The 20,244-nt window shown below is 70.0% G+C and carries 21 protein-coding genes; 4 read left to right on the forward strand and 17 right to left on the reverse strand.

All coding sequences use genetic code 11. The annotated features are described in order from the left end of the window. The 6 genes from RIF93_RS09115 to RIF93_RS09140 all read right to left on the reverse strand — a co-directional run. Nucleotides 1-385, reverse strand: a 385-nt coding sequence (locus RIF93_RS09115; protein WP_309090564.1) for a thiamine pyrophosphate-binding protein, incomplete at its 3' end; no start/stop codon positions are given. Between the two features lie 3 nt (nucleotides 386-388). Beyond that, nucleotides 389-2,161, reverse strand: coding sequence for a feruloyl-CoA synthase (locus RIF93_RS09120; protein ID WP_309090565.1), 1,773 nt, complete (start codon nucleotides 2,159-2,161; stop codon nucleotides 389-391). Between the two features lie 41 nt (nucleotides 2,162-2,202). Continuing rightward, on the reverse strand, nucleotides 2,203-3,414 hold the full coding sequence (locus tag RIF93_RS09125) for a DUF6596 domain-containing protein (protein WP_309090567.1): 1,212 nt from the start codon (nucleotides 3,412-3,414) through the stop codon (nucleotides 2,203-2,205). Beyond that, a complete protein-coding gene (locus tag RIF93_RS09130; protein WP_309090569.1) occupies nucleotides 3,414-3,767 on the reverse strand; it encodes a YciI family protein in 354 nt (117 codons plus the stop codon). Before RIF93_RS09130 ends, RIF93_RS09125 begins: the two co-directional genes overlap by 1 nt. Nucleotides 3,768-3,869: 102 nt before the next feature. Continuing rightward, nucleotides 3,870-4,949: a M48 family metallopeptidase gene (locus tag RIF93_RS09135; RefSeq protein WP_309090571.1), complete on the reverse strand. Its 1,080-nt coding sequence runs from the start codon at nucleotides 4,947-4,949 to the stop codon at nucleotides 3,870-3,872. A 3-nt stretch (nucleotides 4,950-4,952) separates the two neighbouring features. Beyond that, on the reverse strand, nucleotides 4,953-6,056 hold the full coding sequence (locus tag RIF93_RS09140; protein ID WP_309090573.1) for a DUF898 family protein: 1,104 nt from the start codon (nucleotides 6,054-6,056) through the stop codon (nucleotides 4,953-4,955). 89 nt (nucleotides 6,057-6,145) lie between these two features. Here RIF93_RS09140 and RIF93_RS09145 point away from each other — a divergent pair, with 89 nt between their 5' ends. Further along, nucleotides 6,146-7,516, forward strand: a complete 1,371-nt coding sequence (locus RIF93_RS09145) for a serine hydrolase (RefSeq protein WP_309090593.1) — start codon at nucleotides 6,146-6,148, stop codon at nucleotides 7,514-7,516. Here RIF93_RS09145 and pheT read toward each other — a convergent pair. The 5 genes from pheT to RIF93_RS09170 all read right to left on the reverse strand — a co-directional run bounded on the left by pheT (nucleotide 7,513) and on the right by RIF93_RS09170 (nucleotide 13,050). Then, complete coding sequence (gene pheT, locus RIF93_RS09150) at nucleotides 7,513-9,936, reverse strand: phenylalanine--tRNA ligase subunit beta (protein ID WP_309090575.1); 2,424 nt, start codon at nucleotides 9,934-9,936, stop codon at nucleotides 7,513-7,515. The two genes, RIF93_RS09145 and pheT, sit on opposite strands and share 4 nt — an antisense overlap. Nucleotides 9,937-9,949: 13 nt before the next feature. Then, nucleotides 9,950-11,059 carry a phenylalanine--tRNA ligase subunit alpha gene (gene pheS / locus RIF93_RS09155; protein ID WP_309090577.1) on the reverse strand — a complete coding sequence of 370 codons (1,110 nt, stop codon included), beginning with the start codon at nucleotides 11,057-11,059 and terminating at the stop codon, nucleotides 9,950-9,952. A 111-nt stretch (nucleotides 11,060-11,170) separates the two neighbouring features. After that, nucleotides 11,171-11,527 (reverse strand): 50S ribosomal protein L20, encoded by a 357-nt coding sequence (gene rplT / locus RIF93_RS09160; protein ID WP_309090578.1) that lies wholly within the window; start codon nucleotides 11,525-11,527, stop codon nucleotides 11,171-11,173. Between the two features lie 13 nt (nucleotides 11,528-11,540). Beyond that, nucleotides 11,541-11,741, reverse strand: coding sequence for a 50S ribosomal protein L35 (gene rpmI, locus RIF93_RS09165; protein WP_257837225.1), 201 nt, complete (start codon nucleotides 11,739-11,741; stop codon nucleotides 11,541-11,543). A 118-nt stretch (nucleotides 11,742-11,859) separates the two neighbouring features. After that, nucleotides 11,860-13,050: an MFS transporter gene (locus RIF93_RS09170; RefSeq protein WP_309090580.1), complete on the reverse strand. Its 1,191-nt coding sequence runs from the start codon at nucleotides 13,048-13,050 to the stop codon at nucleotides 11,860-11,862. A 263-nt stretch (nucleotides 13,051-13,313) separates the two neighbouring features. Between RIF93_RS09170 and RIF93_RS09175 the strand changes: the two genes are divergently transcribed. Then, nucleotides 13,314-13,520: a hypothetical protein gene (locus RIF93_RS09175; protein WP_309090582.1), complete on the forward strand. Its 207-nt coding sequence runs from the start codon at nucleotides 13,314-13,316 to the stop codon at nucleotides 13,518-13,520. A gap of 3 nt (nucleotides 13,521-13,523) precedes the next feature. Here RIF93_RS09175 and bla read toward each other — a convergent pair whose 3' ends face one another. The 4 genes from bla to RIF93_RS09195 all read right to left on the reverse strand — a co-directional run bounded on the left by bla (nucleotide 13,524) and on the right by RIF93_RS09195 (nucleotide 17,170). Then, nucleotides 13,524-14,321: a subclass B3 metallo-beta-lactamase gene (gene bla, locus RIF93_RS09180; RefSeq protein ID WP_309090584.1), complete on the reverse strand. Its 798-nt coding sequence runs from the start codon at nucleotides 14,319-14,321 to the stop codon at nucleotides 13,524-13,526. Between the two features lie 70 nt (nucleotides 14,322-14,391). Further along, entirely contained in the window at nucleotides 14,392-14,913 is a 522-nt protein-coding gene (infC, locus tag RIF93_RS09185) for a translation initiation factor IF-3 (protein ID WP_309090585.1), read from the reverse strand. 107 nt (nucleotides 14,914-15,020) lie between these two features. After that, on the reverse strand, nucleotides 15,021-16,007 hold the full coding sequence (locus RIF93_RS09190) for a glycosyltransferase family 9 protein (protein ID WP_309090587.1): 987 nt from the start codon (nucleotides 16,005-16,007) through the stop codon (nucleotides 15,021-15,023). Beyond that, the gene (locus RIF93_RS09195) at nucleotides 16,007-17,170 is read right to left on the reverse strand and encodes a glycosyltransferase family 4 protein (RefSeq protein WP_309090589.1); all 1,164 of its coding nucleotides are present in this window, start codon (nucleotides 17,168-17,170) and stop codon (nucleotides 16,007-16,009) included. The genes RIF93_RS09190 and RIF93_RS09195 overlap by 1 nt, the downstream gene beginning before the upstream one ends. Before the next feature lie 57 nt (nucleotides 17,171-17,227). On the opposite strand from RIF93_RS09195, the gene RIF93_RS09200 reads away from it, so the two are divergent. Continuing rightward, nucleotides 17,228-17,977 (forward strand): alpha/beta hydrolase, encoded by a 750-nt coding sequence (locus tag RIF93_RS09200; RefSeq protein ID WP_309090590.1) that lies wholly within the window; start codon nucleotides 17,228-17,230, stop codon nucleotides 17,975-17,977. 41 nt (nucleotides 17,978-18,018) lie between these two features. Next, on the forward strand, nucleotides 18,019-18,876 hold the full coding sequence (locus RIF93_RS09205) for a DMT family transporter (protein ID WP_309090595.1): 858 nt from the start codon (nucleotides 18,019-18,021) through the stop codon (nucleotides 18,874-18,876). Here RIF93_RS09205 and RIF93_RS09210 read toward each other — a convergent pair. Then, nucleotides 18,873-19,727, reverse strand: a complete 855-nt coding sequence (locus tag RIF93_RS09210) for an SDR family oxidoreductase (protein WP_309090591.1) — start codon at nucleotides 19,725-19,727, stop codon at nucleotides 18,873-18,875. The two genes, RIF93_RS09205 and RIF93_RS09210, sit on opposite strands and share 4 nt — an antisense overlap. 3 nt (nucleotides 19,728-19,730) lie before the next feature. Beyond that, nucleotides 19,731-20,244, reverse strand: a 514-nt coding sequence (locus tag RIF93_RS09215) for an NAD-dependent epimerase/dehydratase family protein (RefSeq protein WP_375163866.1), incomplete at its 5' end; no start/stop codon positions are given.

The following is a 20,244-nucleotide window of genomic DNA, read 5'->3' on the forward strand; positions in this document are numbered from 1 at the left end:
CCGACTTCACCCAGATCGAGTTCGGCGCGACCAGCGTCGCGATGTCCGAGTTCAGAGGGGCGTCGTACTGCCGGTGGTAGGTGGCGTGATCGCCCACCACGTTGACGATGGGCGTGAAGGCGCGCCGAGCGTTGTGCAGGTTGGCTACCCCGTTGCCGTAGCCGGGCCCCAGGTGCAGCAGCGTGCAGGCCGGCTTGTCGGCGATCCGGCCGTAGCCGTCGGCCGCGCCCGTCGCGACGCCCTCGAACAAGCACAGCACCGGCCGCATCGCCGGCACGCCGTCCAGCGCGGCCACGAACTGCATCTCGCTGGTGCCGGGATTGGCGAAGCAGGCGGTGACCTCATTGGCCACCAGGGTGGAGATCAGGGCGTCGGCGCCGTTCATTCGTCAGAACACCATCACGTCGGAGGAAGGAGGATCGGCGTAGAGCCGGCGGGCGGCCTCGGCGTGCTTGGCGCGCGCAAGGCTCTGGGCGATGTAGCCCTTGTCGGTGATCTCGCCGGAATTCGGGTCGGGCGGCCCGGGCAGCACGAGCGCGCGGGCGACCTTCGACCCGACGCCGGCCTGGACGTTGTAGCGGGATAGGCCGTCGCGGACGGCGGTCTCCACTTCGGCGCGATCCAGGGTCGGGTTCGGATACAGCAGCAGGCCTATCGCCGCCTCGCCTTCGCCGCAGACCACTGCATCTGTCACAGCGCCGCCGATCGCCCCGATCGCCCGGATGCGCAGGTCGCCGACGGTCACGAACGTGCCGCTGGCCAGCTTGAAGTTCTCGGACAACCGCCCGTCGAAGACCATCCCTTCGCGCGGTTCGGCCGGGTCCACGAACCGCGCGGCGTCGCCCAGGCGGTAGAAGCCCTCCTCGTCGAAGGCCGCAGCCGAGAGGTCGGGTCGGCCGAGATAGCCCCGGGTGACCTGCGGGCCCTTCACCCGGAAGTCCAGCTTGCCGGCCTCGGGGACCAGCCGGACCGAGGTGCCAGGGATCGGCAGTCCGATCATGCCCATGCGCGCGTTCGGCCAGTGGACGTTGCAGGCGGTTGGGCCGGTCTCGGTCGCGCCGTAGCCGCTGGAGAAGCTGATCCGCTCGCCGACGGTCCGCACCGCCACCGCCTGGATACGGTCGGCCGTGGCCTGACCAAGCGCCGCGCCGCCGTACTGCATCAGGCGCAGGCGGGAGAAGAAGTTCCGGGCCAGCGCCTCGTCACGCTCCAGCTCGTCCACCAGCAGCATCCAGCCGGCGGGCACCATGTTCATGTAGGTGGGCTGCACGTCGCGCAGGTTGCGAACCGTCTCGCCGAACCGCGCGGCGGTGGGTTGGCCGGCGTCGATGTAGAGCGTGCCGCCTCGGTGCAGGCACATGTGCAGGATGGCGTTGGCGCCCAGGCTGTGGCTCCAGGGCGCGGAGTGCAGCAGCACCGGCGGGTCGGGATCGTCGAAACAGGCGGCGATCTGGGCTGAGTTCAGGCTGATCTCCCGATGCGCGCAGATCACTGCCTTGGGGAGACCCGTCGAGCCCGAGGTCAGCAGGTACTTCGCGTGCTGGTCAGGCCGGTTGCTGAAAGCGGCGGGCCGTTCCCGATAGAGCCGTTCCAGCGGCGTGTGCCCAGCTTTCGCCTGGGCGCCCGCGATCACCGGCAGATCAGCCAGCACGTCGGCCGAAAGGCCGTCGGCGAAGAGCTCGGCGTCCTCCGTATAGACCGCGGCGGGGTTCAGCACCTCACAGGCGTGCGCCAGCCTGGCCAGGTTGGCGCCGGGCAGGCCGTACTGCGGCGACACCGGCGCGATGGGCATGCCCTGGCTCATGGCGGCATACGAGATCAGCGCATGGTCGATGCCATTGCGAGCCAGGATCAGCAGCGGGCGGTCGCCCACCACCCCCAGGTCCTGCAACCCTGCGGCCAGCGCGCCGATCCGCTCGCGCGCCTCGCCGAAACTCACCGTCCGCCAGCCCTCGCCCGACCGTTCGGCCAGCCAGACGCGATCCGGCGCCGTGATGGCCCATCGGTCCAGCGCCGAGGTCATGGTCTGGTGCTCGGTGGAATAGGGCGTGGGATTCGTCAGGACGAATTCGCCGCCCGGGCGCTCGTCCACCTCCAGCCGGCGCGGAGCGTAGCGGGGATCCCGGAACGGCGCAGCGGAGATGCGGAGCTCGGCGTCCATGCCCCATCGGTTACGGTCCGACGCGGCGTAAGTCGAGCCTCTTAGGCGGCGAGCTCGCGCAACCGCCGCTCAAGATAGAGCCGCTCGGCCAGGGCAGGGCCGAGCTCCAAGGCGGCCTGATAGGCCTGGGCGGCGTCCGACGGTCGTCCGGCTCGGGCGCAGAGGTGGGCCCGCGCGGCCTGGTAGGGCAGCCAGGCCTCCATGCCGGTCACCTGCGCCAGCGCCTCGAGGCCCACCGCGGCGCCGCGCGCCTCGCCGACAGCCACCGCCCGGTTGACCGCCGTGGCAGGGGTGGGCCGCACCTGGGCCAGGACCTCGTACAGGGCGGCGATGTCAGCCCACGGGGTCGGCCGGCCTTCGATGCGCGCGCAGTGGGCGGCGTGGATCGCCGCGAGCATCTGGCGCGGGCCGCTGCGCCTCGCCGCCGCCGCGCGGTCGAGCAGGGCCGCGCCCGCGGCGATCAAGTCGCGCCGCCAAAGTCCTGTGTCCTGTTGCTCCGGCGGGACCATGGCCCCGTTGTCGTCCAGGCGCGCCGGCCGCCTCGCTTCGGCGAACCGCACCAGCGCCGCCAATCCCAGGACTTCGGGTTCGCCCGGGGCGAGTTCGGCGAGCAGACCAGACAACCGCAGCACCTCCTCAGCGAAGCCGGCCGTCTCGCCCGCCAGGGCGGCGTCCTCGTACGCCTGGGCGTAGGCCACCTCGAGCGTCGTCAGCACCGCCTCCAGCCGCTCGGGCCAGGCGGCGGGGCCGGGTACTTCGTAGGGAACGCCTGCCACGGCGATCTTCTTCTTGGCCCGGGTGATCCGCTGCAGCATGGCGGGCTCGGCGCAGAAGAAGGCCCGCGCCAGTCGCTCGGTGGAGAGGCCGCACACGACCTTCGAGGTCAGGGCCGCCCGCGCATCGGGCGCCAGCGCCGGGTGGCAGCAGACGAAGATCAGCCGCAGGCGCTCGTCGGGAATGGGATCGTCCGCAGCCAGCAGCGCCTCCTCGGGCGTGATCGGGCCCTCGGGCGCGTCGAGGGTGGCCCGCTCGCGCACGCTCGCCCGCCGCTTGGCGTCGATCGCCCGCCGCAGAGCCGCCCGCCAGAGCCAGGCAGACGGGTCCCGCGGCGCCTGCTGCGGCCAGGCGATGAGCGCGGCGGCGGAGGCGTCGGCGAAGGCCTCCTCGGCGAGGTCCAGGTCGCGCAGGCGTGCGGCGAGCGCCGCAACGACCCGCGGTCGCGCCTCGGAGATCGCCTGGCCGAAGGCGCGCATCAGTCGTGCGTCATCACGGGGCGAACTTCGATCTTGGTCCCGTCCACGCCAGGCACCCGACGGGCGATGGCCAGGGCCGCGTCGAGGTCCGGCACGTCGACCACGTAGTAGCCGCCCAGGTGCTCCCGCGTCTCGGCGAAGGGGCCGTCGTGCAGGGTCGTCCCGCCGCCGGCGCGCACGACCGTCGTGGCGGTCTCGACGCCCTGCAACCCTGCGCCATCCACCATAACCCCGGAGCTTCGCAGCTCGGCCGCGAGCGCCATGTGCTTGGCCACCACGTCGTCGAGTAAGCTCAGGCCATCAGGCCCGGCGTAGCCGTCGGCCGGATCGTAGATCAGAACCATGTACTTCATCGATCGTCCCCCGTCTGGGCGTTGAGAGTGTCCGACGCATAGGCGCGCGTCACCGGGGAGACGCACGGGCCCCGCCGGATTCGACAGCCGGTCCGGAGATTCTCAGCCGAAGCCCGGAAGCAGCCTGCGGCGCGGCTTCTCCGCCGGACAGGCGGCCTTGATCGCGGCCCATTCCGCGCTGGTGAAGGCGGGCGGCCCCGGCCGGGCGCGGGCGTCGCTGAGCGCGGCGCGGCGGGCGGTGTCCGGATGGGTGGAGATCAGTTCTCGCACCGCCGCCGCTTTCGGGCCCTCGCCCTCGGCGGCCTCGGCGAGCCGGCGGAAGAACGGTCCCATGCCGGCCGAGGACAAGCCGGCGCGGTTCAGCAGGGCTTGGCCGCGCGAGTCCGCCTCGAGCTCGGCCTTCCGGCTGTAGCGCAGGTCGGTGATCGAACCGGCCAGCAGAACGGCCTGCTGGCCGGCGCCCGTGCCGCCGCCCACCACCGCGTCCAGGATCAGGCCCAGGCCCAGGGAGCGCCAGACCGCCTGCATGACGTGTCGCCGCTCGACGTGGGCGGCTTCGTGCGCCAGCACCGCAGCGAGTTCGTCCGGGCTCTCGGCCATCTCGATGAGGTCGTCGGTGACCAGGATCGCCCCGCCGGGCAGGGCGAAGGCGTTGGCCATCGACGCCTGCACGGCCCGGGCGCGTAGCTCGAATGGGCTGTCCGACGCCTGCTCCAGGCGTCCGGCCAGCCGCTGCAGGGCTTGCTGTCCCGCGGCGCCGGCGCAGGGTTTGAACGCGAGGCCGATCTGGGCTTCGAAGCTCTCGCCCATTCGCCGCTCATAGGCGGCCGGGGTCGCGCGGGCGAGCGGGCCGGACGCCACAGGCACCCCGATGAACACCACCGCGCAGACCGCCGCAGCGGCCAAGGTCAGGCCCGCGATCAGGCGTAGTTCGCGGCGTCGCAGCCGCCGCCCCCGGCTGGGCGCCAACGTGCGCCAGTCCTTGATCGAGAGGATCAGCCGCGCCGCGTCGCCAGGCCGGGCCAGCCGCGCGCGATCTCCTAATTCCTCGACGTCCAGGTCAGCGATAGGCCAGGCGAAGGGCTCCCCCGCCACGGCGAAGGACAGGGTCCCATCCGCCGCCGCCACATCGACCGTGTGGGCGGCGGCCGTCCGGCCGTCGTGGAAGCGGGCCTGGATCAAGGCCTAGATCGGCGACAGGCCGAACGCATCGGCCAGACCCTCGCCATGACGTGGCCCAGCGTCCGCCGACTGCCGAACCGTGCTGAGATCGGTATCGCCGATCGGCTCTAACCGAGAAATCAGGAACTGCGCCGTGCGGGCCTGCACGAACGGCATCAGGAAGCCGAACGTGACCACGAGGAGGACGGCGTTGCTCAACGTCAGCCAAGCCATCGCCGGCCAGCGCACCCGCACCTTCAGTCGCACGTCGTCGAAGCTGATGCCCGCCGCGACGGACCGTAGGGCGGCGGCCTGGTAGGGCGCATAGAAGATCGTGGCCACTAGCGCGAAGACGCCGAGCGCCAGGTAGAGCGCGCCGATGAGCGCAAGCGATAGGGCCGGCGGCTCATCCGGCCGGGCCTCGGGCATCATCCCGCCGATCAAGGCGAACGCCGAGCCCATGATCAGGAAGTAGCTCACCAGGGCGCCGACCCAGAAGATCGCGAACGCGCCGTAGACCTTCTCCTTGCGGGCGTCGTCGAGGCTGAACCGGAAGACGCGATCGCCGAAGCGCAGGCCGTGCCAGAGCGGCGCCGCCAGCCGGCGCGCCGCGGCCGGCCAGAACCAGCCCATCGTGACGCCGGAGAGCAACATGTAGCCGAGATACTTCATGCCGTAGTCCGCCGCGGACCCTCGCAGCAGGAAGCGTACCCCGCGCCAGGTGGTCCGGCTCGCCAGGTAGCGGAAGGCCGTGAACTGCCCGAACCCCACCAGGAAGAACAGGAAGAGGTAGGTCGGCAGGATGATGAGGAAGGCGGTGAGCGGCCCCAGCAGCTGCGCCCCGAACACGATCAGCAGGAACGGCAGCCCCAGCACCACCAAGGCCAGCAGGAAGCCGATGAACAGCTCCACGCCGCGGCCGGTGTATTCGAAAGGCTCGCCGTTCAGCTCGGTGGTGTTCCACACCCGCCGACGGACCTCGGTCTTCCCCCAGAAGCGGTACAGCGTCAGGGTGACGAGGTTCAGGAGCCCGTTCTTCAGGCTAAGGCCAAGGAACGAAGGCAGATGCGCCCGTTGCTCGAGCGTGATGGTCTGGCTGGCCGGAATGGCCGCGGCGGTGTCTGTCATGTCAGCTCCCCCCGGAACAGGGTTCGAGCTTTGCACGGCTAGGTAGCGAGCGCTATGGGCTTGGTTGAAGGAGACCTTTCGTGCGCCTGATGCTGATCGCCGCGATTGCGGCCGCCATGCCCTTGAGCTCGCTGGCCCAGACGGGGCCGGCCGCGGCGCCCGACCCGCACGTTCGCGCCCTGGCCGCGGGCTACAAGGCGGCCTTCCTCTGCAGCAACCTGTTCAACGCCGGCATGACACCGGAACAGGTGGCGCAGGACGACCTGGAAGGGATCTATCCTGACTACCAGGGGCTGGTCCGCACCCTCCCAGCCGAGGTCGACCGCGACGCAAAGACCGTCAGCGTCGCCTTCGACGATAAGCTGCCGCCGCGGATCGCCGCGTGGCGGCCGGGACTGGGCTGCAGCCAGCTGCCCGTCGGCGCCTCGGCTGAGGCCGCCTGGGTTCTGCCGAAGTTGGGCGCGGAGCCGCCGAAGAACGCCGAGGCGCGGGCCTGGCCTGATGGCGATCGCGGCATCGCGCCCAGACCTTCCGCGAAGCTGACGGCCGCCATCGCCAAGGCGTTCGATTCCGCGAGTTATGGCGCGGGGACCAAGACCACGGCGGTCGTGGTGGTGAAGGACGGCCGTATCGTCGCCGAGCAGTATCGCGCCGACTTCACGCCCCACACGCCTCAACGCACCTGGTCGGCCGCCAAGAGCCTGACGGCCACCGTCGTGGGCCGGGCCGTCCATCTGGGCCTGCTGAAGGTGGAGGAGCCAGCCAAGATCCCCGAGTGGCAGGCGCCTGGCGACCCACGGAAGAAGATCACGCTCGCCCAGCTGCTGCACATGGGCTCGGGCCTGTGGACCGACGGCCCCGGCAACCGCACGGACGAGGTCTACGTCGGCGGCGCACTGGTCACTCAGACGGCGACCGTGATGCCGATGGAAGCCGCCCCGGATAGCCGCTTCCGTTACGCCAACAACGACACCCTGCTGGCCGCCCGCAGCGTCCGCGCGGCGCTCGGCGACGGACAGGCCGCCATCGACTTCCCGTTTACCGAGCTTCTCTGGAAGATCGGCATGACCCACACCACGCCGGAGACGGACTGGCAGGGGAACTATGTCCTCTCGAGCCAGGTGTGGACGACGGCCCGAGACCTGGCGCGTCTGGGCCTGCTCTATCTGAACGACGGCGTCTGGAACGGCGAGCGGCTGCTGCCCTTCGGCTGGTCGCGCTTCGTCGCCACGCCGGCGCCGGCCCAGCCGGCGAGCGGTCCCGGGTACGGCGCCTCGTTCTGGCTCTATGGCGAGGCCCAGGGCCTGCCGGCCGGCGCCTACGCCATGAACGGCAACCGCGGGCAGTACGTCTTCATCGTGCCCAGCCGGAACGTGGTGATCGTCCGCCGCGGGTTCGACCCCGCGGGCATGCGCTTCGATGAGGCCGCCTTCGCCCGCGAGGTGCTCGCCGCCCTCTAGCTCCGCAGCCTCGCGCCGACGGCCTTCTCCGCAGCCGCGACGATGCGGCCCGACAGCGCCTCGATCTCGGCGTCGGTCAGGGTCTTGTCCCGCGGCTGCACGACGACTTCGATGGCGACCGACTTGTGCCCCTCGGGCACGCCCGGGCCCTGGTAGACGTCGAACACGCGCACGTCGGCGATCAGTTGCTTGTCGGCGCCGGCGATGGGGCGCACCAAGTCGCCGGCAGGCGTCGCCTGGTCAACCACGAAGGCGAAGTCGCGCTTCAGCGGCATCAGGGACGACAGCTCCAGCGCGGCCTTCGTCTTCACCCCCTTCTTCTTGGGCTCAGGGAGGGCGTCGAGGTTCAGCTCGAAGGCCAGCATGGGACCGCCGGCGTCGAGGGCCTTCAGCACCTGCGGGTGCAGCTCGCCGAATTCGGCGACCACCACTTTCGGCCCCAGCTGCAGCCGGGCCGAGCGGCCGGGGTGCCACCAGGCCGAGTTCTGGCCCTGGATGACCTGCAGTTGAGGCGCGCCCACCTCTTCCAGCAGGGCCAGAAGGTCGGCCTTTAGCTCGAATAGCGGATCGGCGGCGGCCTTCATCCACGACTTCGGGGCGTGCGGCGCCACCAGCGCGGTCACCGCGCTCCACTGGTCCGCCGGCTTGTCGCCGCGGAAGTTGGGACCGACCTCGAACAGCGCTGCGTCCGCGAAGCCCCGGCGCGCGTTCCGCGCGGCAGCCTCGATCAGGTTCGGCAGGGCCGAGGGCCGCATGCAGTCCAGGTCCGAGGCGATCGGATTGGCGAGGACCAGCTCGGCCTGGCCGCCGCCGAACAGCTCCGCCCACGCCTGGCGCAGGAAGCTCCAGGTGATGGCCTCGGAATAGCCGCGCGCCGCCAGGGTGCGGCGGGCGTCGCGCATGCGCCGTTGGCGCAGGGTCAGCACGCCGCCGGAAGTCGCGGCGATCTCGGGAAGGGGCTCGGCCGGCAGCTTGTCGTAACCGGCGATGCGGGCGATCTCCTCCACGAGGTCGGCCTTGCCCTCCACGTCGCGCCGCCAGCTGGGCGGGGTGACTTGGTCGCCTTCCACCTTGAAGCCGAGGTCGGTGAGGATGCGGTCGATCTCGGCGGCCGGCAGGTCTAGGCCGGACAGCTTCTTCACATACGCGCGGTCGAAAGCGATCGGCGCGGGCGGCGGCGGCGCCTGGCCGGCGACGCGCAGCTCGGACGCCTCGCCGCCGCACAGCTCTAGGATCATCGCTGTCGCCAGTTCGATGCCGGGCACGACCGACTGCGGGTCCACCGTGCGGGCGAAGCGGTATTGGGCGTCGGAGTTGATGCCGGTGATGCGGCCCGTCTGGGCGGTGCGGATCGGGTCGAACCAGGCGCACTCCAGGAACACGTCCGTCGTGGCCTCGGAGCAGCCGGTGGACTCGCCGCCCATGACGCCGCCGATGCCGATCGGACGCTGCCCGTCGGCGTCGGCGATGACGCTCATCTCGGGCGTCAGGTCGTAGGTCCTGCCGTCCAGCGCGATCAGCTGCTCATCCTTGTGGGCGTGCGGCGTCGGCTGGTCCTCGCCCGACGGTTCGGCAGGGCCCTTGCCCATGCGCGCCTCGATCACATCGCCCACCATCAGCGCGCGGTCATAGACGTGCAGCGGTCGGGCGCGGTCGTAGGTGATGTAGTTGGTGATATCGACGAGCGTGTTGATGGGCCGAAGACCGATGCTGGTCAGCCGCTGCTGCAGCCAGGCCGGCGAGGGGCCGTTCTTCACGCCGCGGATCAGCCGGCCCGCGAGGGTCGGGCAGGCGTCGCCATCGACGCGGATATCCACCGGGCAGGGGAAGCTGCCCTTCACCTCCGGGACCGTTTCGGGCTTCAGCTTGCCGAGCCCGGCGGCGGCGAGATCGCGAGCGATGCCGCGCACGCCCAGCCAGTCGGGCCGGTTCGGCGTCACCTCGAAGTCGATCACCGCTTCCAGTCCGAAGGCCTCGGCCGCGCTAGCGCCCACCGGAAGCTCGTCCGGAAGTTCGACGATGCCGTCGGACTCCTCGGCCACCTCCAGCTCCTTGGCCGAGCAAAGCATGCCGTTGGAGACCACGCCGCGGACCGGTCGCGCCTCCAGCGTGATGCCCGAGCCTGGCACATAGGCGCCGATCGGGGCGTAGATGGTCGTCAGCCCCGCCCGCGCGTTCGGCGCGCCGCAGACGATCTCCAGCCTGCCGTCCTTCGTCTCGACCTGGCAGACGCGGAGCTTGTCGGCGTTCGGGTGCTGCACGGCCTCCACGATCTTGGCGACCGTGAATTTGCCGAGCTTGGCGGCGGGGTCCTCGACGGACTCCACCTCGAGCCCGGCCATGGTCATAGCCTCGACCACCTGCTCGACGGTGGCGTCGGTCTCCAGGTGCTCCTTCAGCCAGGAGAGGGTGAACTTCATACGCTTGCCTCTCCTAGCTCAGGCCGGTGGCCGGGTTGGGCGCCTGGAAGGCCGAGAAGCCCCAGTGCTCGAGCCAGCGCACGTCCGAGCCGAACATGTCACGCAGGTCGGGCATGCCGTACTTCAGCATCCCCAGACGATCGACGCCGAGGCCGAAGGCGAAGCCCTGCCATTCGTCGGGGTCCAGGCCGCAGTTCCTCAGCACGTTGGGATGCACCATCCCGCCGCCCAGAATCTCCAGCCAGTCCGAGCCCTGGCCGATCTTCACCGAGCCGCCCGAACGGTCGCACTGCACGTCCATCTCGCAGGAGGGTTCGGTGAACGGGAAGTGATGCGGCCTGAAGCGCGTGACGACCGCATCGGTCTCGAAGAACCGACGGGTGAAGGCGTCCAGCGTCCACTTCAGGTGGCCCATGTGGATGTTGCGGTCGATCACCAGCCCTTCCAGCTGATGGAACATCGGCGTGTGGGTGGCGTCGGAATCCGAGCGATAGACCCGGCCCGGCACGATCACCCGGATCGGCGGCTCCTGGCCGTTGGCGATCCAGGCCGGCAGCTTCTCGTTGCCCTGGCGCATCACGCGCACCTGCACGGGGCTGGTGTGCGTCCGCAGCAGCTTGCGTTCGCCGGTCTGGTCTTCGCGCAGCCAAAAGGTGTCGTGCATCTCCCGCGCCGGGTGCTTGGGCGGGAAGTTCAGGGCGGTGAAGTTGTGGAAGTCGTCCTCGATGTCCGGACCTTCGGCGAGCGCGAAGCCCATGTCCGCGAAGACAGCGATCATCTCGTCCATCACCTGCATCGTCGGATGCACGCGGCCGCGGCGTTCGGGCGAGGGCGGCAGGGTGAGGTCGACGCGCTCGGCGGCGAGCTTGGCGTCCAGCTCGGCGGCTTCCAGGGCGGCCTTCTTGTCGGCGATGGCGGTGGCGACGGCGTCACGCAGGCCATTGATCTTCGGGCCCTGCTCGCGGCGCTCGTCCGGGCTCATCTTGCCCAGGCCTTTGAGCATCTCGGAAATGGAGCCGGATTTGCCCAGCGCCTCGACGCGGACGGCCTCGAGGGCGGCGATGTCCTGCGCGGCCTCGATGCGGCTGAGGAGCCCGGCCTGCAGTTGGGAAAGGTCTGTCATGACGGCGGTTGCTCTAGAGGAGGTTGGTCATGAGCGGAAGGCAGCAAAAAGCCCTCCGGCGGTTCGGCCGGAGGGCTCTTCAAAGCGATGGGATCGTAACGACCCGAAGCCTTAAGCCAGCGCGGCGCGAACCTTGTCGGCGATGGCCTTGAAGGCGACCGGATCTGCGCCGGCGACGTCGGCGAGGACCTTGCGGTCCATTTCGATCCCGGCCTTCTCAAGGCCGTGGATAAACTGCGAGTAGGTGAAGCCTTCCAGGCGCGCCGCGGCGTTGATCCGCTGGATCCACAGCGAGCGGAAGTTGCGCTTGCGGACCTTCCGGTCGCGATAGGCGTACTGGCCGGCCTTGTCCACGGCCGCCTTGGCGGCGCGGATGGTGTTCTTGCGGCGCCCGTAGAAGCCCTTGGCTTGCTCGAGAACCTTCTTGTGCTTGGCGTGAGCGGTCACGCCGCGTTTAACGCGAGCCATCTGTCAGTTCTCCTTAGAGGCCGTAGGGGAGCCAGGACTTGATGATCTTGGTGTCCTGTTCGGACATCACCTTGGTCCCACGGTTCTGACGGATGTACTTGCCGTTGTGGCTGATGAGGCGGTGGCGCTTGCCGGCCACGCCGGCTTTCAGCTTGCCGGTCGCCGTCATCTTGAAGCGCTTTTTCACGCCCGACTTGGTCTTCAGTTTCGGCATTTCACTCGAGGCGCGAACGCCCCGTCCTCTGGTCGTGTTGATGAACCGCCATGGCATGCCTTGGGGCCAGGCGGTTCCGAAGGGGCGGGCTAATACGGGAAAGCCGGCCGAAAAGCAACTAGGCCAGGCGGGCGACCTGGCCCTTCACCTGCACCGCGAACCACAGCGCCGGCAGGATCAGCAGCGCCGAGAACGCGAACACCGAACCGGGCGCCACGTGCGAGAACAGCTGGCCCGCCAGCACCGGTCCGCCGATCCGAGCCAGCGCCATGCCGCTCATGTTCAGGCCCAGCATCTCGCCCTGCCGGTGCGCCGGCGCAGCCCGCGAGATCAGCGCCGAGACGTTCGGGAAGCAGATCGACTGGCCCAGGCACACGAACGCGAAGCCGATCAACGCCACCGGCCAGGTGGGCGACAGCCCCTGTGTCACGAGCCCCAGGCCCATGAACACGAGCCCGGCCGTCAGCGTCCAGGCCTCGCCGTGGCGTCTCGCCAAGCGCCCCGACAGCCACCCCTGACAGACGGCGCCCAGCACGCCGATGACCATGAAGGCCAAGCCGATCTGGCGCGGACCCCAGCCGAACCGGCGCTCGGTCCAGAGGCCGTAGGTCGCCTCGATCCCGGCGAAGCCCACCACCACGATGAAGCTGATCATCACCACCCGACTGATGACCGGATGGGCGAAGGCGTCGCGGACGCGGGCCGGCTTGGGGCCGCGCGGCAGGGGCGCAGCATCCGACCGGCGCTCGCGCACCAGGAGCACCACGGCGAGCGCCGAGGCGAGCGCGAACCCGGCGGCCACCAGCAGCGGCAGCTGGAAGCCTAGCGCGCCGCGGTTGGGCTGGGCCAGCAGGCCGCCGATGGCGGGCCCAGTGGTGAAGCCCGCGCTGAACGCTGCGCCCATGATCCCCATCCGCTGCGCCCGCTTCTCGGGCGGCGTGATGTCGGCCAGCGCGCCCTGCAGCGTCGAGATGTTGCCGGCGAAGAAGCCGTTGAAGAAGCGGATCGCGAACGCCCAGCCGATGTTCGGTGCGAAGGCGAGCGCCGCGTAGCTAACGCCGACCATGGCGATGGTGGCGATGAGCACCGGCCGCCGGCCGATGCGATCGGAGAGGCGGCCCCAGAACGGCTCGCCCAGGAACTGCCCGACCGAGAACGTCGAGAACAGCAGGGTGACCTGCCAGGCCGGCGCGTCGAACGCCTGGGCGAAGAAGGGCAGGAGCGGAATGACCAGGCCGAACCCGGCGATCATCAGGAAGATGACCCCCAGCAGGACGATCAGCGCGCGGCGTTCCTCGACCTCGCTCACGACGGGCCCCGGACGGCGATCAGGACGGAACGGGCCTGCGACGCCTGCGGAGGAGCCGCCTCCCGCAGCGCAGGTTGGGACATGCGAGTTGAGTTAGGTCCGGGAGGTCGGCGCGGCAACCGGCGCGTGAGCCGCGGTCATCGGCCTGTGTCTCCGGCGCCGCATGCTTTCCGCGTGATTCACCGCAAGTCTTAAAGGCGGGTTACCCGCGATGCTCTATTTCGGGGCTCCTCAGCCGCGAACCGCGGCCAGGGAGACGAAGAATGTCGAGCATTTCGTCCGTCGGGCCCGCGGCGGCCCAGGCGCACCTGCCGCCCGTCGCCAACCGCGGCCAGGCCCTCCGCAACGAGAAGGCCGATCAGGCGGCCAACAAGGCGGCCCAGAAGGTCTCGGAACTGACCGCCACCGCCGTGGCCGCGGACTCGGTCAAGGACTCCAGGAAGGGCGCGGTGCTCGACATCCGCGTCTAGCGTCTAACGCTGCGCCGCCTGCTGCTTCGCCAGTTCGGCTCGAAAGGCGGCGTAGCCCCGCTCGAAGAAGGCTTTGCAGCCCTCCGGGTCGACGAAGGCGTCGGCCTCGCCGGACTTGGCCTTCTCCGCTGCGCGGAAGAACTGCGCGTGGCTCGCCAGGAACACGTCGCAAGGCGCGCTGCGCCAGAAGCGGTAGCTCTTTTCGTAGTCGGCAGCGATCCCAGGATAGCTCTCCTGGCCCGTCAGGCGGTACCCGGGAAGGACGCTGTTCGAGCACAGGATCATCGCTTGCCGCACCTGTCCCGCGATCGTCACCGGCAAGGTCCAGGTGGTGCAGCCCCGCGTGTGGCCCGGCGTGAGGCGGGCGGTCAGCGTCCGCTCGCCCAGCTTCACCTTCTGGCCGTCCCGGAGCGACCCATCCGGCTTGAGGGGAGGATAGGCGTAGCGGTCGCCGAGGAAGAAGTCGCCCTTGCCGCCGCGCGCCATCAGCTTGCCGTCCTCGGCGCTGACCAGGACCTTCGCGCCGGTCGCGGCCTTCAGGGCGGCGATGCCGCCGGCGTGGTCCAGGTGCGCGTGGCTGTTCAGGATGATCTTCACCTGCTTGGGGTCGAAGCCCAGGCGGCGGATGTTGTTCAGGATCTGCGGCGCGGTGCTTTCGTAGCCGCCATCGATGAGGATTAGGCCCTTGTTGCTCTGGATCAGGTACGAGGCGACGTCGGAGGCGCCGACCCACCAGACGCCGTCGGCGATCTGAAACGGCTTCACCGGCTGATTGCCGGCTTCCTGGGCCGCTGCGGGCATGAAGAAAGCGGCCGCCCCGAGGACGGCCGCTCCCAGAATTCCGAAGGTCCTGCGGATCACCTGTCCGGACTCAGCGCGGCGCCAGGATCATGATCATCTGACGGCCCTCCATGCGGGGCTCGTACTCGACCTTGGCGACCGGCTCGAAGTCGGCCTTCACCTTCTGCAGCAGCTTCATGCCGAGCTCGGGGTGGGCCAGCTCACGGCCGCGGAAGCGCAGGGTGATCTTCACCTTGTCGCCTTCCTCGAAGAAGCGGTGCATCGACCGCGCCTTCACTTCGTAGTCGTGCTGGTCGATGTTCGGCCGGAGCTTGATCTCTTTGATCTCGACGATCTTCTGCCGCTTGCGCGCCTCGTTCTTCTTCTTCTGCTCCTGGAACTTGAACTTGCCGTAGTCCAAGATCTTGCAGACGGGCGGATCCGCGTTGGGGACGATCTCCACCAGGTCCAGGCCAGCTTCCTCGGCGGCCTCGATGGCGGCGGAGGTGGGCATCACGCCCTGCTTCTCACCGTGCTGGTCGATGAGCAGGACGCGGGGGACGCGGATCTCTTCGTTCATGCGCGGCCCTTCCTTGACGGGCGGCGCTTGCATGGGGCGGCGAATAGGCAGTGCTCCTGATCTGTTGAAACGCAAAAACGCCGGCGCGCATCGAGCGCTCCGGGCGTGAGCTCAGTATATGACGAAGGCTTACTGCCGTATCAAGGTCGCGCAGAGGGAGCAGGGGCCAGAGAATTGGCCGCCTGCGCCACCTGGGCCACACTCAGGTCGGCCAGGTTGTCGGCCTGGAGGATTGCCACGCGGCCGCGCGGCGCCGACAAGGCCGGGTCCGAGGTCTTGCCGAAGATGACGATCGTGGGGGCGCCGGCGGCCGCCGCCAGATGCAGCGGGCCGGTGTCGTTGCCGACCGCCAGCGCGGCCTTGGCCCCCAGGATGGCGATGCGCTCGAAATCTGTGCGGCCCGTCAGGTCGCGGGCCCTGGGCGTCTGCCGCTGGATGGCGTGGGCCAGCGCCGTCTCCTGCGGACCGCCGATGATCACGATGTCAAAGCCACGGGAGTAGAGGATGCGCGCCAGCTCGGAATATTTCTCGAGCGGCCAGCGCTTCTCCAGCCGATGGGCCGAGCCGCCCGGCACGAACATCACGTAGGGGCGCGGCTTCACGGCGCCGGGCACGGGGCGCTCGGCCGGCGCGCGCTTCAGGATCCACGAGAGGTCGGGCGGCGGCGCCGCGCCCGGTTCGGTCGGCGCGTCGGGCCAGATGCCGGCGTACATCAGCTGGTCGGCCTGGCGTTCCAGCGTGTGCATCTGGTTCCGCAGCGGGTTCTTGTGCGGCAGCGAGCAGCCGAACGCGATGCCCGACCACGCCGGCGGGCCCGGACGCAGCAGCTGGAAGATGCGGTTCGACTGCGCCGAGGTTTGCAGGTCGTAGACCCGCGTCAGGTTCATGGCCTTCAGCCGTTTGCGCAGCGCCATCCACTCCGCGAAGCTTTCGGGCCGGCCGCCGGTGTCCACCGCATTGAAGTAGGGGCAGCCCTTCGCCAGCGTCTCGAACGGCGGCGTCGTAAGAAGCGTGATGTGGGCTTTCGGGTGGGCTTCGCGGATCTTCTTCATGGCCGCCAGCGCCAGCACGAAGTCGCCCAGGGCGGACAGCTTGATGACCAGGATGCGGTCCACCTGGCGCGGCATCAGGCGCGACCCTCGAGCACGCGCTCATAGGCGGCGAGGGTGGCGGCGCACATGGCCTCGGCCGAATAGAGCTGGCGGGCGCGCTTCTGACCCGCGTGACCCATCTCCATCCGCTTGCCGGGGCCGATATCCACGGCGCGCGCGATGGCCGCGGCCCACGCTTCCGGCTCGCCTGGCGGAACCAGCCAGCCCGTCAACCCGTCCACGACCGTCTCGGTGACGCCGCCGTGGTTCGAGGCGATCACCGGGCGGCACATGGCCTGCGGTTCGACGGCCGCCCGGCCGAAGGATTCCGGCACGGTCGTCGGCAGAAGGGCGAGGTCGGCGAGCAGGTAGGCCGCGGGCATGTCGTCACAATGGCCGACGATCCTTACGGCCTCCTGAAGGCCGGCCTCAGTGATCGCCTGCTGCAGCTCGTCGGCGTAGCCAGTGCGCCCCTGGTCGTCGCCGGCGAACAGGATCACGAAGTCGCTCCGGCCTTCCGCCGCCATCCGGCGAGCGGCCTCGATGATCGTGAGGTGGCCCTTGATGCGGGTGAGGCGTCCGGCCAGCAGGATCTTCACGCGCGGATCGTTCGGAGGCAGTCCCCAGCCGGCGCGCAGGGCCTCGATGCGGTTCGGCGTCACGAACGAAGGATTGAAGCGGTCGAAGTCCACGCCGCGCGGGATCGTCACCACCTTGCCGGGATCCACGCCGTGTTCGGCCAGCACGTGGTCGCGGGTGTAGTCGGAGTTGGCGATCACCAGGTCGCCCCGGGTCATGACCGCGTTGTACCAGCGCTTCAGCCCGCTCTGCGCCTTGTAGACGCCGTGGTAGGTGGCCACGAACGGCGTGCGGGTGGCGTGCGCCGCCCACAGGGCCGAGAACGCCGGCGCCCGGCTGCGCGCATGCACGATCGACACCTTCTCCTGGCGGATCAGCGCCACCAGGCGCGCGGCGTTGCCAAGCATCACGAGCGGGTTCTTGGTCTGCACGGGCATTTGGGCCAGCCGAGCGCCGTCCGAGATCAGCCGCGCGGTCATGCGTCCGCCGCGCGTGGCGACCAGCGACGTGCCGCCGGCCCGGACCACCGCCTGGGCGATATCGATCGTGCTCTGCTCGGCGCCGCCCGTCTCGAGCTCCGGGATGACCTGCAGAAGGGTGAAGTCCGAAGGTAGGGCCACGACGCTTCTCTAAACTGAGTTGCCCCCCGCTGCTAAGAGGCCTGCTAAGAGGCGCGCATGAGCGAGACGAGCGGATATCTCGAACGGCCGGACGGCGAACGTTTGGCCTGGCGGAAGGTCGACGGCCGCGGCCCGGCAGTGGTGTGGCTGGGCGGCTTCAAATCGGACATGGCCGGGACCAAGGCGCAGGCGCTGGCCGACTGGGCGCTGGCGAACGGCCGGGCCTATGTGCGGTTCGACTACCTCGGACACGGCGAGTCCTCCGGCGCCTTCGAGGCTGGCACGATCACGCGCTGGCGAGAGGACGCCCTGGCGGTGCTGGAGGCGCTGACCAAGGGCCCGGTGGTGCTGGTGGGCTCGTCGATGGGCGGCTGGATCGCCTGTCTCGTGGCGATGGCCGTCCCGGAGCGGATTGACGCCATGGTGCTGATCGCCCCCGCGCCCGACTTCACCGAAAAGCTGATGAAGCCCGAGATCCCGCCCGAAGGCCTGGCGGACCTTGCCCGGGACGGCGTGTGGCTCAGGCCGTCCGAGTACGGCGAACCCTATCCGATCACCCGGGCCCTGCTCGAAGACGGCGCCCGCTGGTCGATCCTGGAGGCGCAGGAGGTCCCGATCGAGGCGCCGGTGCGCATCCTCCAGGGTGGCGAGGATCCCGACGTGCCCTGGAGCCACGCGCTGCAGCTCGCCCACGCGATCAAGGGGCCGGATGTGGTCTTCACGCTGATCAAGGACGGCGACCACCGGCTGTCGCGGCCGCAGGACATCGACCGCCTGGTCGCGGCGGTGGAGGAGCTGGTCTCCTGAACCCCGCCGGCCTCTGGCGCGCCGCGCCGCTGCTCCTGTCGCTGACCGTCCTCTTCTGGGCGGGAAATTCCATCGCCGGCCGCGCCCTCGCCGGCGTCGTGCCGCCGCTCGCCCTGTCGTTCTGGCGCTGGGTCTTCGCGCTCGCCTTGGTCACGCCTCTGGCCTGGCCGCACCTCAAGCGCGACGCTTCGCTGCTGCTGCGGCGTTGGCGCATGGTCGTCGCCCTGGCCCTCATGGGCGTCGCGAGCTTCGGCGTGCTGCTCTACTATGGGCTCGAGACGACGACGGCGCTGAACAGCGTGGTGGTTCAGGCCGGCATCCCGCCGCTGGTCATGCTGTTCGGCTGGATGGCCCTGCGCGACCGGGTCAGCCGGTGGCAGATGGCCGGCATGGTGCTCTCGCTGGTGGGCGTGCTGGCGGTGGTTACGCATGGCCGCCCGTGGGACCTGCTGCACCTGGGCCTCAACGCCGGCGACGGCCTCATCCTGATCGGCGTCGTGCTCTACGCGGTCTATTCGCTGATCCTGCGGCGGCGGCCGGACGTTCATCCGCTCAGCCTGCTGTGGGCGACCTTCCTGGTGTCGATCGTCGCGCTGGCGCCGCCCTACGCAGTCGAGCTCGCGTCAGGACGCCACACGGTCCTTTCGCTCGAGGCGCTGCTGGGGATCGCTTATGTGGCGGCCTTTCCGTCCTTCTTGTCCTACCTGTTCTTCAACCGCGGTGTAGAGCTGGTCGGCGCGGCCCGGGCCAGCCAGTACCTGCACCTCCAGCCGATCTTCGGCGCGGTGCTGGCGGTCCTGATGCTGGGCGAGGCGTTCCACGCCTACCATGCCGCCGGCATGGTGCTGATCCTGGCCGGCATCGGCGTCTCTTCGGTGCGCCAGGCCCGCGCCGCCTAAGCGCCCGCCGCGAGGATGGAAGCGAGGCCCTCGCGATACGTCGGGTGGGCCGGCCGCCAGCCGAGTTCGGCCTTGGCGAGCGCGTTCGAAACGCGTTTGCTCTCGGCGTAGAAGCGCATCGCGGCGGGCGGCAGCTTGGCTTCTTCCAGCCTGATCTCCGGCGGGGGCTCCACCCCCAGCAGCTTCGCCGCGTGGGCGATCACGTCCAGGTTCGGCGCCGGCTCGTCGTCGCAGAGATTGTAGATCCCGCCGGCCCGCGGCCTGGCGATGGAGGCCGCGAGCCCCGCCGCCAGGTCGTCCACGTGGATGCGGGAGAACACCTGGCCGGGCGCCGTGATCCGCCGCGCCTTGCCCTCGCGCAGCCGGTCGAAGGCCGAGCGGCCCGGACCATAGATGCCCGGCAGGCGGAAGACCGTGACCGTCAGCCCCATGCCGCGGCCCACCTCCAGCCAGTCGCGTTCGGCGGCGACCCGCCGCGCGCCTTCAATCGACTGGGCGGCCAGAACGCTGCGCTCGGTGACCCAGCCGCCGCGCCGGTCACCATAGACGCCGGTGGTTGAGAGATACCCGACCCAGTCCGGAAAGGCGCCGGCCTGGGCGAGGGCCGGGACCAGGGTGTTGAGGCCCGGACATCCTTCTGGTCCCGGCGGCGCGGTCAGCAGAAGCGCCTGGGTTTCGGCCAGAGCGCGGACAAGGCCTTTGCCGTCGTCCACGTGGATGGGCGTCACGCCGTCTGCGACCAGGGCGTCCGGCGCGCTGCGATGGGTCGCCACCACGTCCCAGCCCTCGGCCTTCAGCCGCCGGGCGAGCGCAGAGCCCGCGAAGCCGTAGCCGAAGACGAACAGGCGCAAGCGCTACTCCGCCGCGACCTTGGCCTGATGGCTGGCCAGCGCCTGGGCCCGCTCGGCGTTCCACGCCGAGACGCAAGGGATCTTGGTGAGGTCGGCCCGGTGGGCGTAGGCCCGGGCGATCTCGGCGACCTCCAGCAGCAGGCCGTCCTCCAGCGTGATCGGGTCCAGGCCGTAGCCCAACAGGCGGCCGTTCTCGACGGCGAGTTCGTTCTCGTCGGCCTCGACGCGCGGGTTGGCCAGGTGGGCCACTTCGGCCCCGGCCAGGCGGGCGACCATGCGGGCAAGATCGCGGACCCGCCAGCATTCGGTCATCTGGTTCATCACCTTCACCCGCTCGCCCCGCTCGGGCGGGTGGGCCAGCGCCAGCTCCACGCAGCGGACCGTGTCCTGGATGTTGATGAAGGCCCGGGTCTGGCCGCCGGCGCCGTGGACGGTCAGCGGATAGCCTACGGCCGCCTGCATGAGGAACCGGTTCAGCACCGTCCCGTAGTCGCCGTCGTAGTCGAAGCGGTTGATC

The sequence above is a fragment of the Phenylobacterium sp. genome (assembly GCF_031181185.1).
Lineage (GTDB): Bacteria > Pseudomonadota > Alphaproteobacteria > Caulobacterales > Caulobacteraceae > Phenylobacterium.

Bases quoted from the DNA above. Each gene is read 5' to 3' on its own strand.
- RIF93_RS09200 (WP_309090590.1), top strand. From the start codon at position 17,228: ATGAGCGAGACGAGCGGATATCTCGAACGGCCGGACGGCGAACGTTTG.
- rpmI (WP_257837225.1), bottom strand. From the start codon at position 11,741: ATGCCGAAACTGAAGACCAAGTCGGGCGTGAAAAAGCGCTTCAAGATG.
- RIF93_RS09145 (WP_309090593.1), top strand. From the start codon at position 6,146: ATGCTGATCGCCGCGATTGCGGCCGCCATGCCCTTGAGCTCGCTGGCC.
- pheT (WP_309090575.1), bottom strand. From the start codon at position 9,936: ATGAAGTTCACCCTCTCCTGGCTGAAGGAGCACCTGGAGACCGACGCC.
- RIF93_RS09120 (WP_309090565.1), bottom strand. From the start codon at position 2,161: ATGGACGCCGAGCTCCGCATCTCCGCTGCGCCGTTCCGGGATCCCCGC.
- RIF93_RS09125 (WP_309090567.1), bottom strand. From the start codon at position 3,414: ATGCGCGCCTTCGGCCAGGCGATCTCCGAGGCGCGACCGCGGGTCGTT.
- RIF93_RS09130 (WP_309090569.1), bottom strand. From the start codon at position 3,767: ATGAAGTACATGGTTCTGATCTACGATCCGGCCGACGGCTACGCCGGG.
- RIF93_RS09175 (WP_309090582.1), top strand. From the start codon at position 13,314: ATGTCGAGCATTTCGTCCGTCGGGCCCGCGGCGGCCCAGGCGCACCTG.
- rplT (WP_309090578.1), bottom strand. From the start codon at position 11,527: ATGGCTCGCGTTAAACGCGGCGTGACCGCTCACGCCAAGCACAAGAAG.
- RIF93_RS09140 (WP_309090573.1), bottom strand. From the start codon at position 6,056: ATGACAGACACCGCCGCGGCCATTCCGGCCAGCCAGACCATCACGCTC.
- infC (WP_309090585.1), bottom strand. From the start codon at position 14,913: ATGCAAGCGCCGCCCGTCAAGGAAGGGCCGCGCATGAACGAAGAGATC.
- RIF93_RS09190 (WP_309090587.1), bottom strand. From the start codon at position 16,007: ATGCCGCGCCAGGTGGACCGCATCCTGGTCATCAAGCTGTCCGCCCTG.
- pheS (WP_309090577.1), bottom strand. From the start codon at position 11,059: ATGACAGACCTTTCCCAACTGCAGGCCGGGCTCCTCAGCCGCATCGAG.
- bla (WP_309090584.1), bottom strand. From the start codon at position 14,321: ATGCCCGCAGCGGCCCAGGAAGCCGGCAATCAGCCGGTGAAGCCGTTT.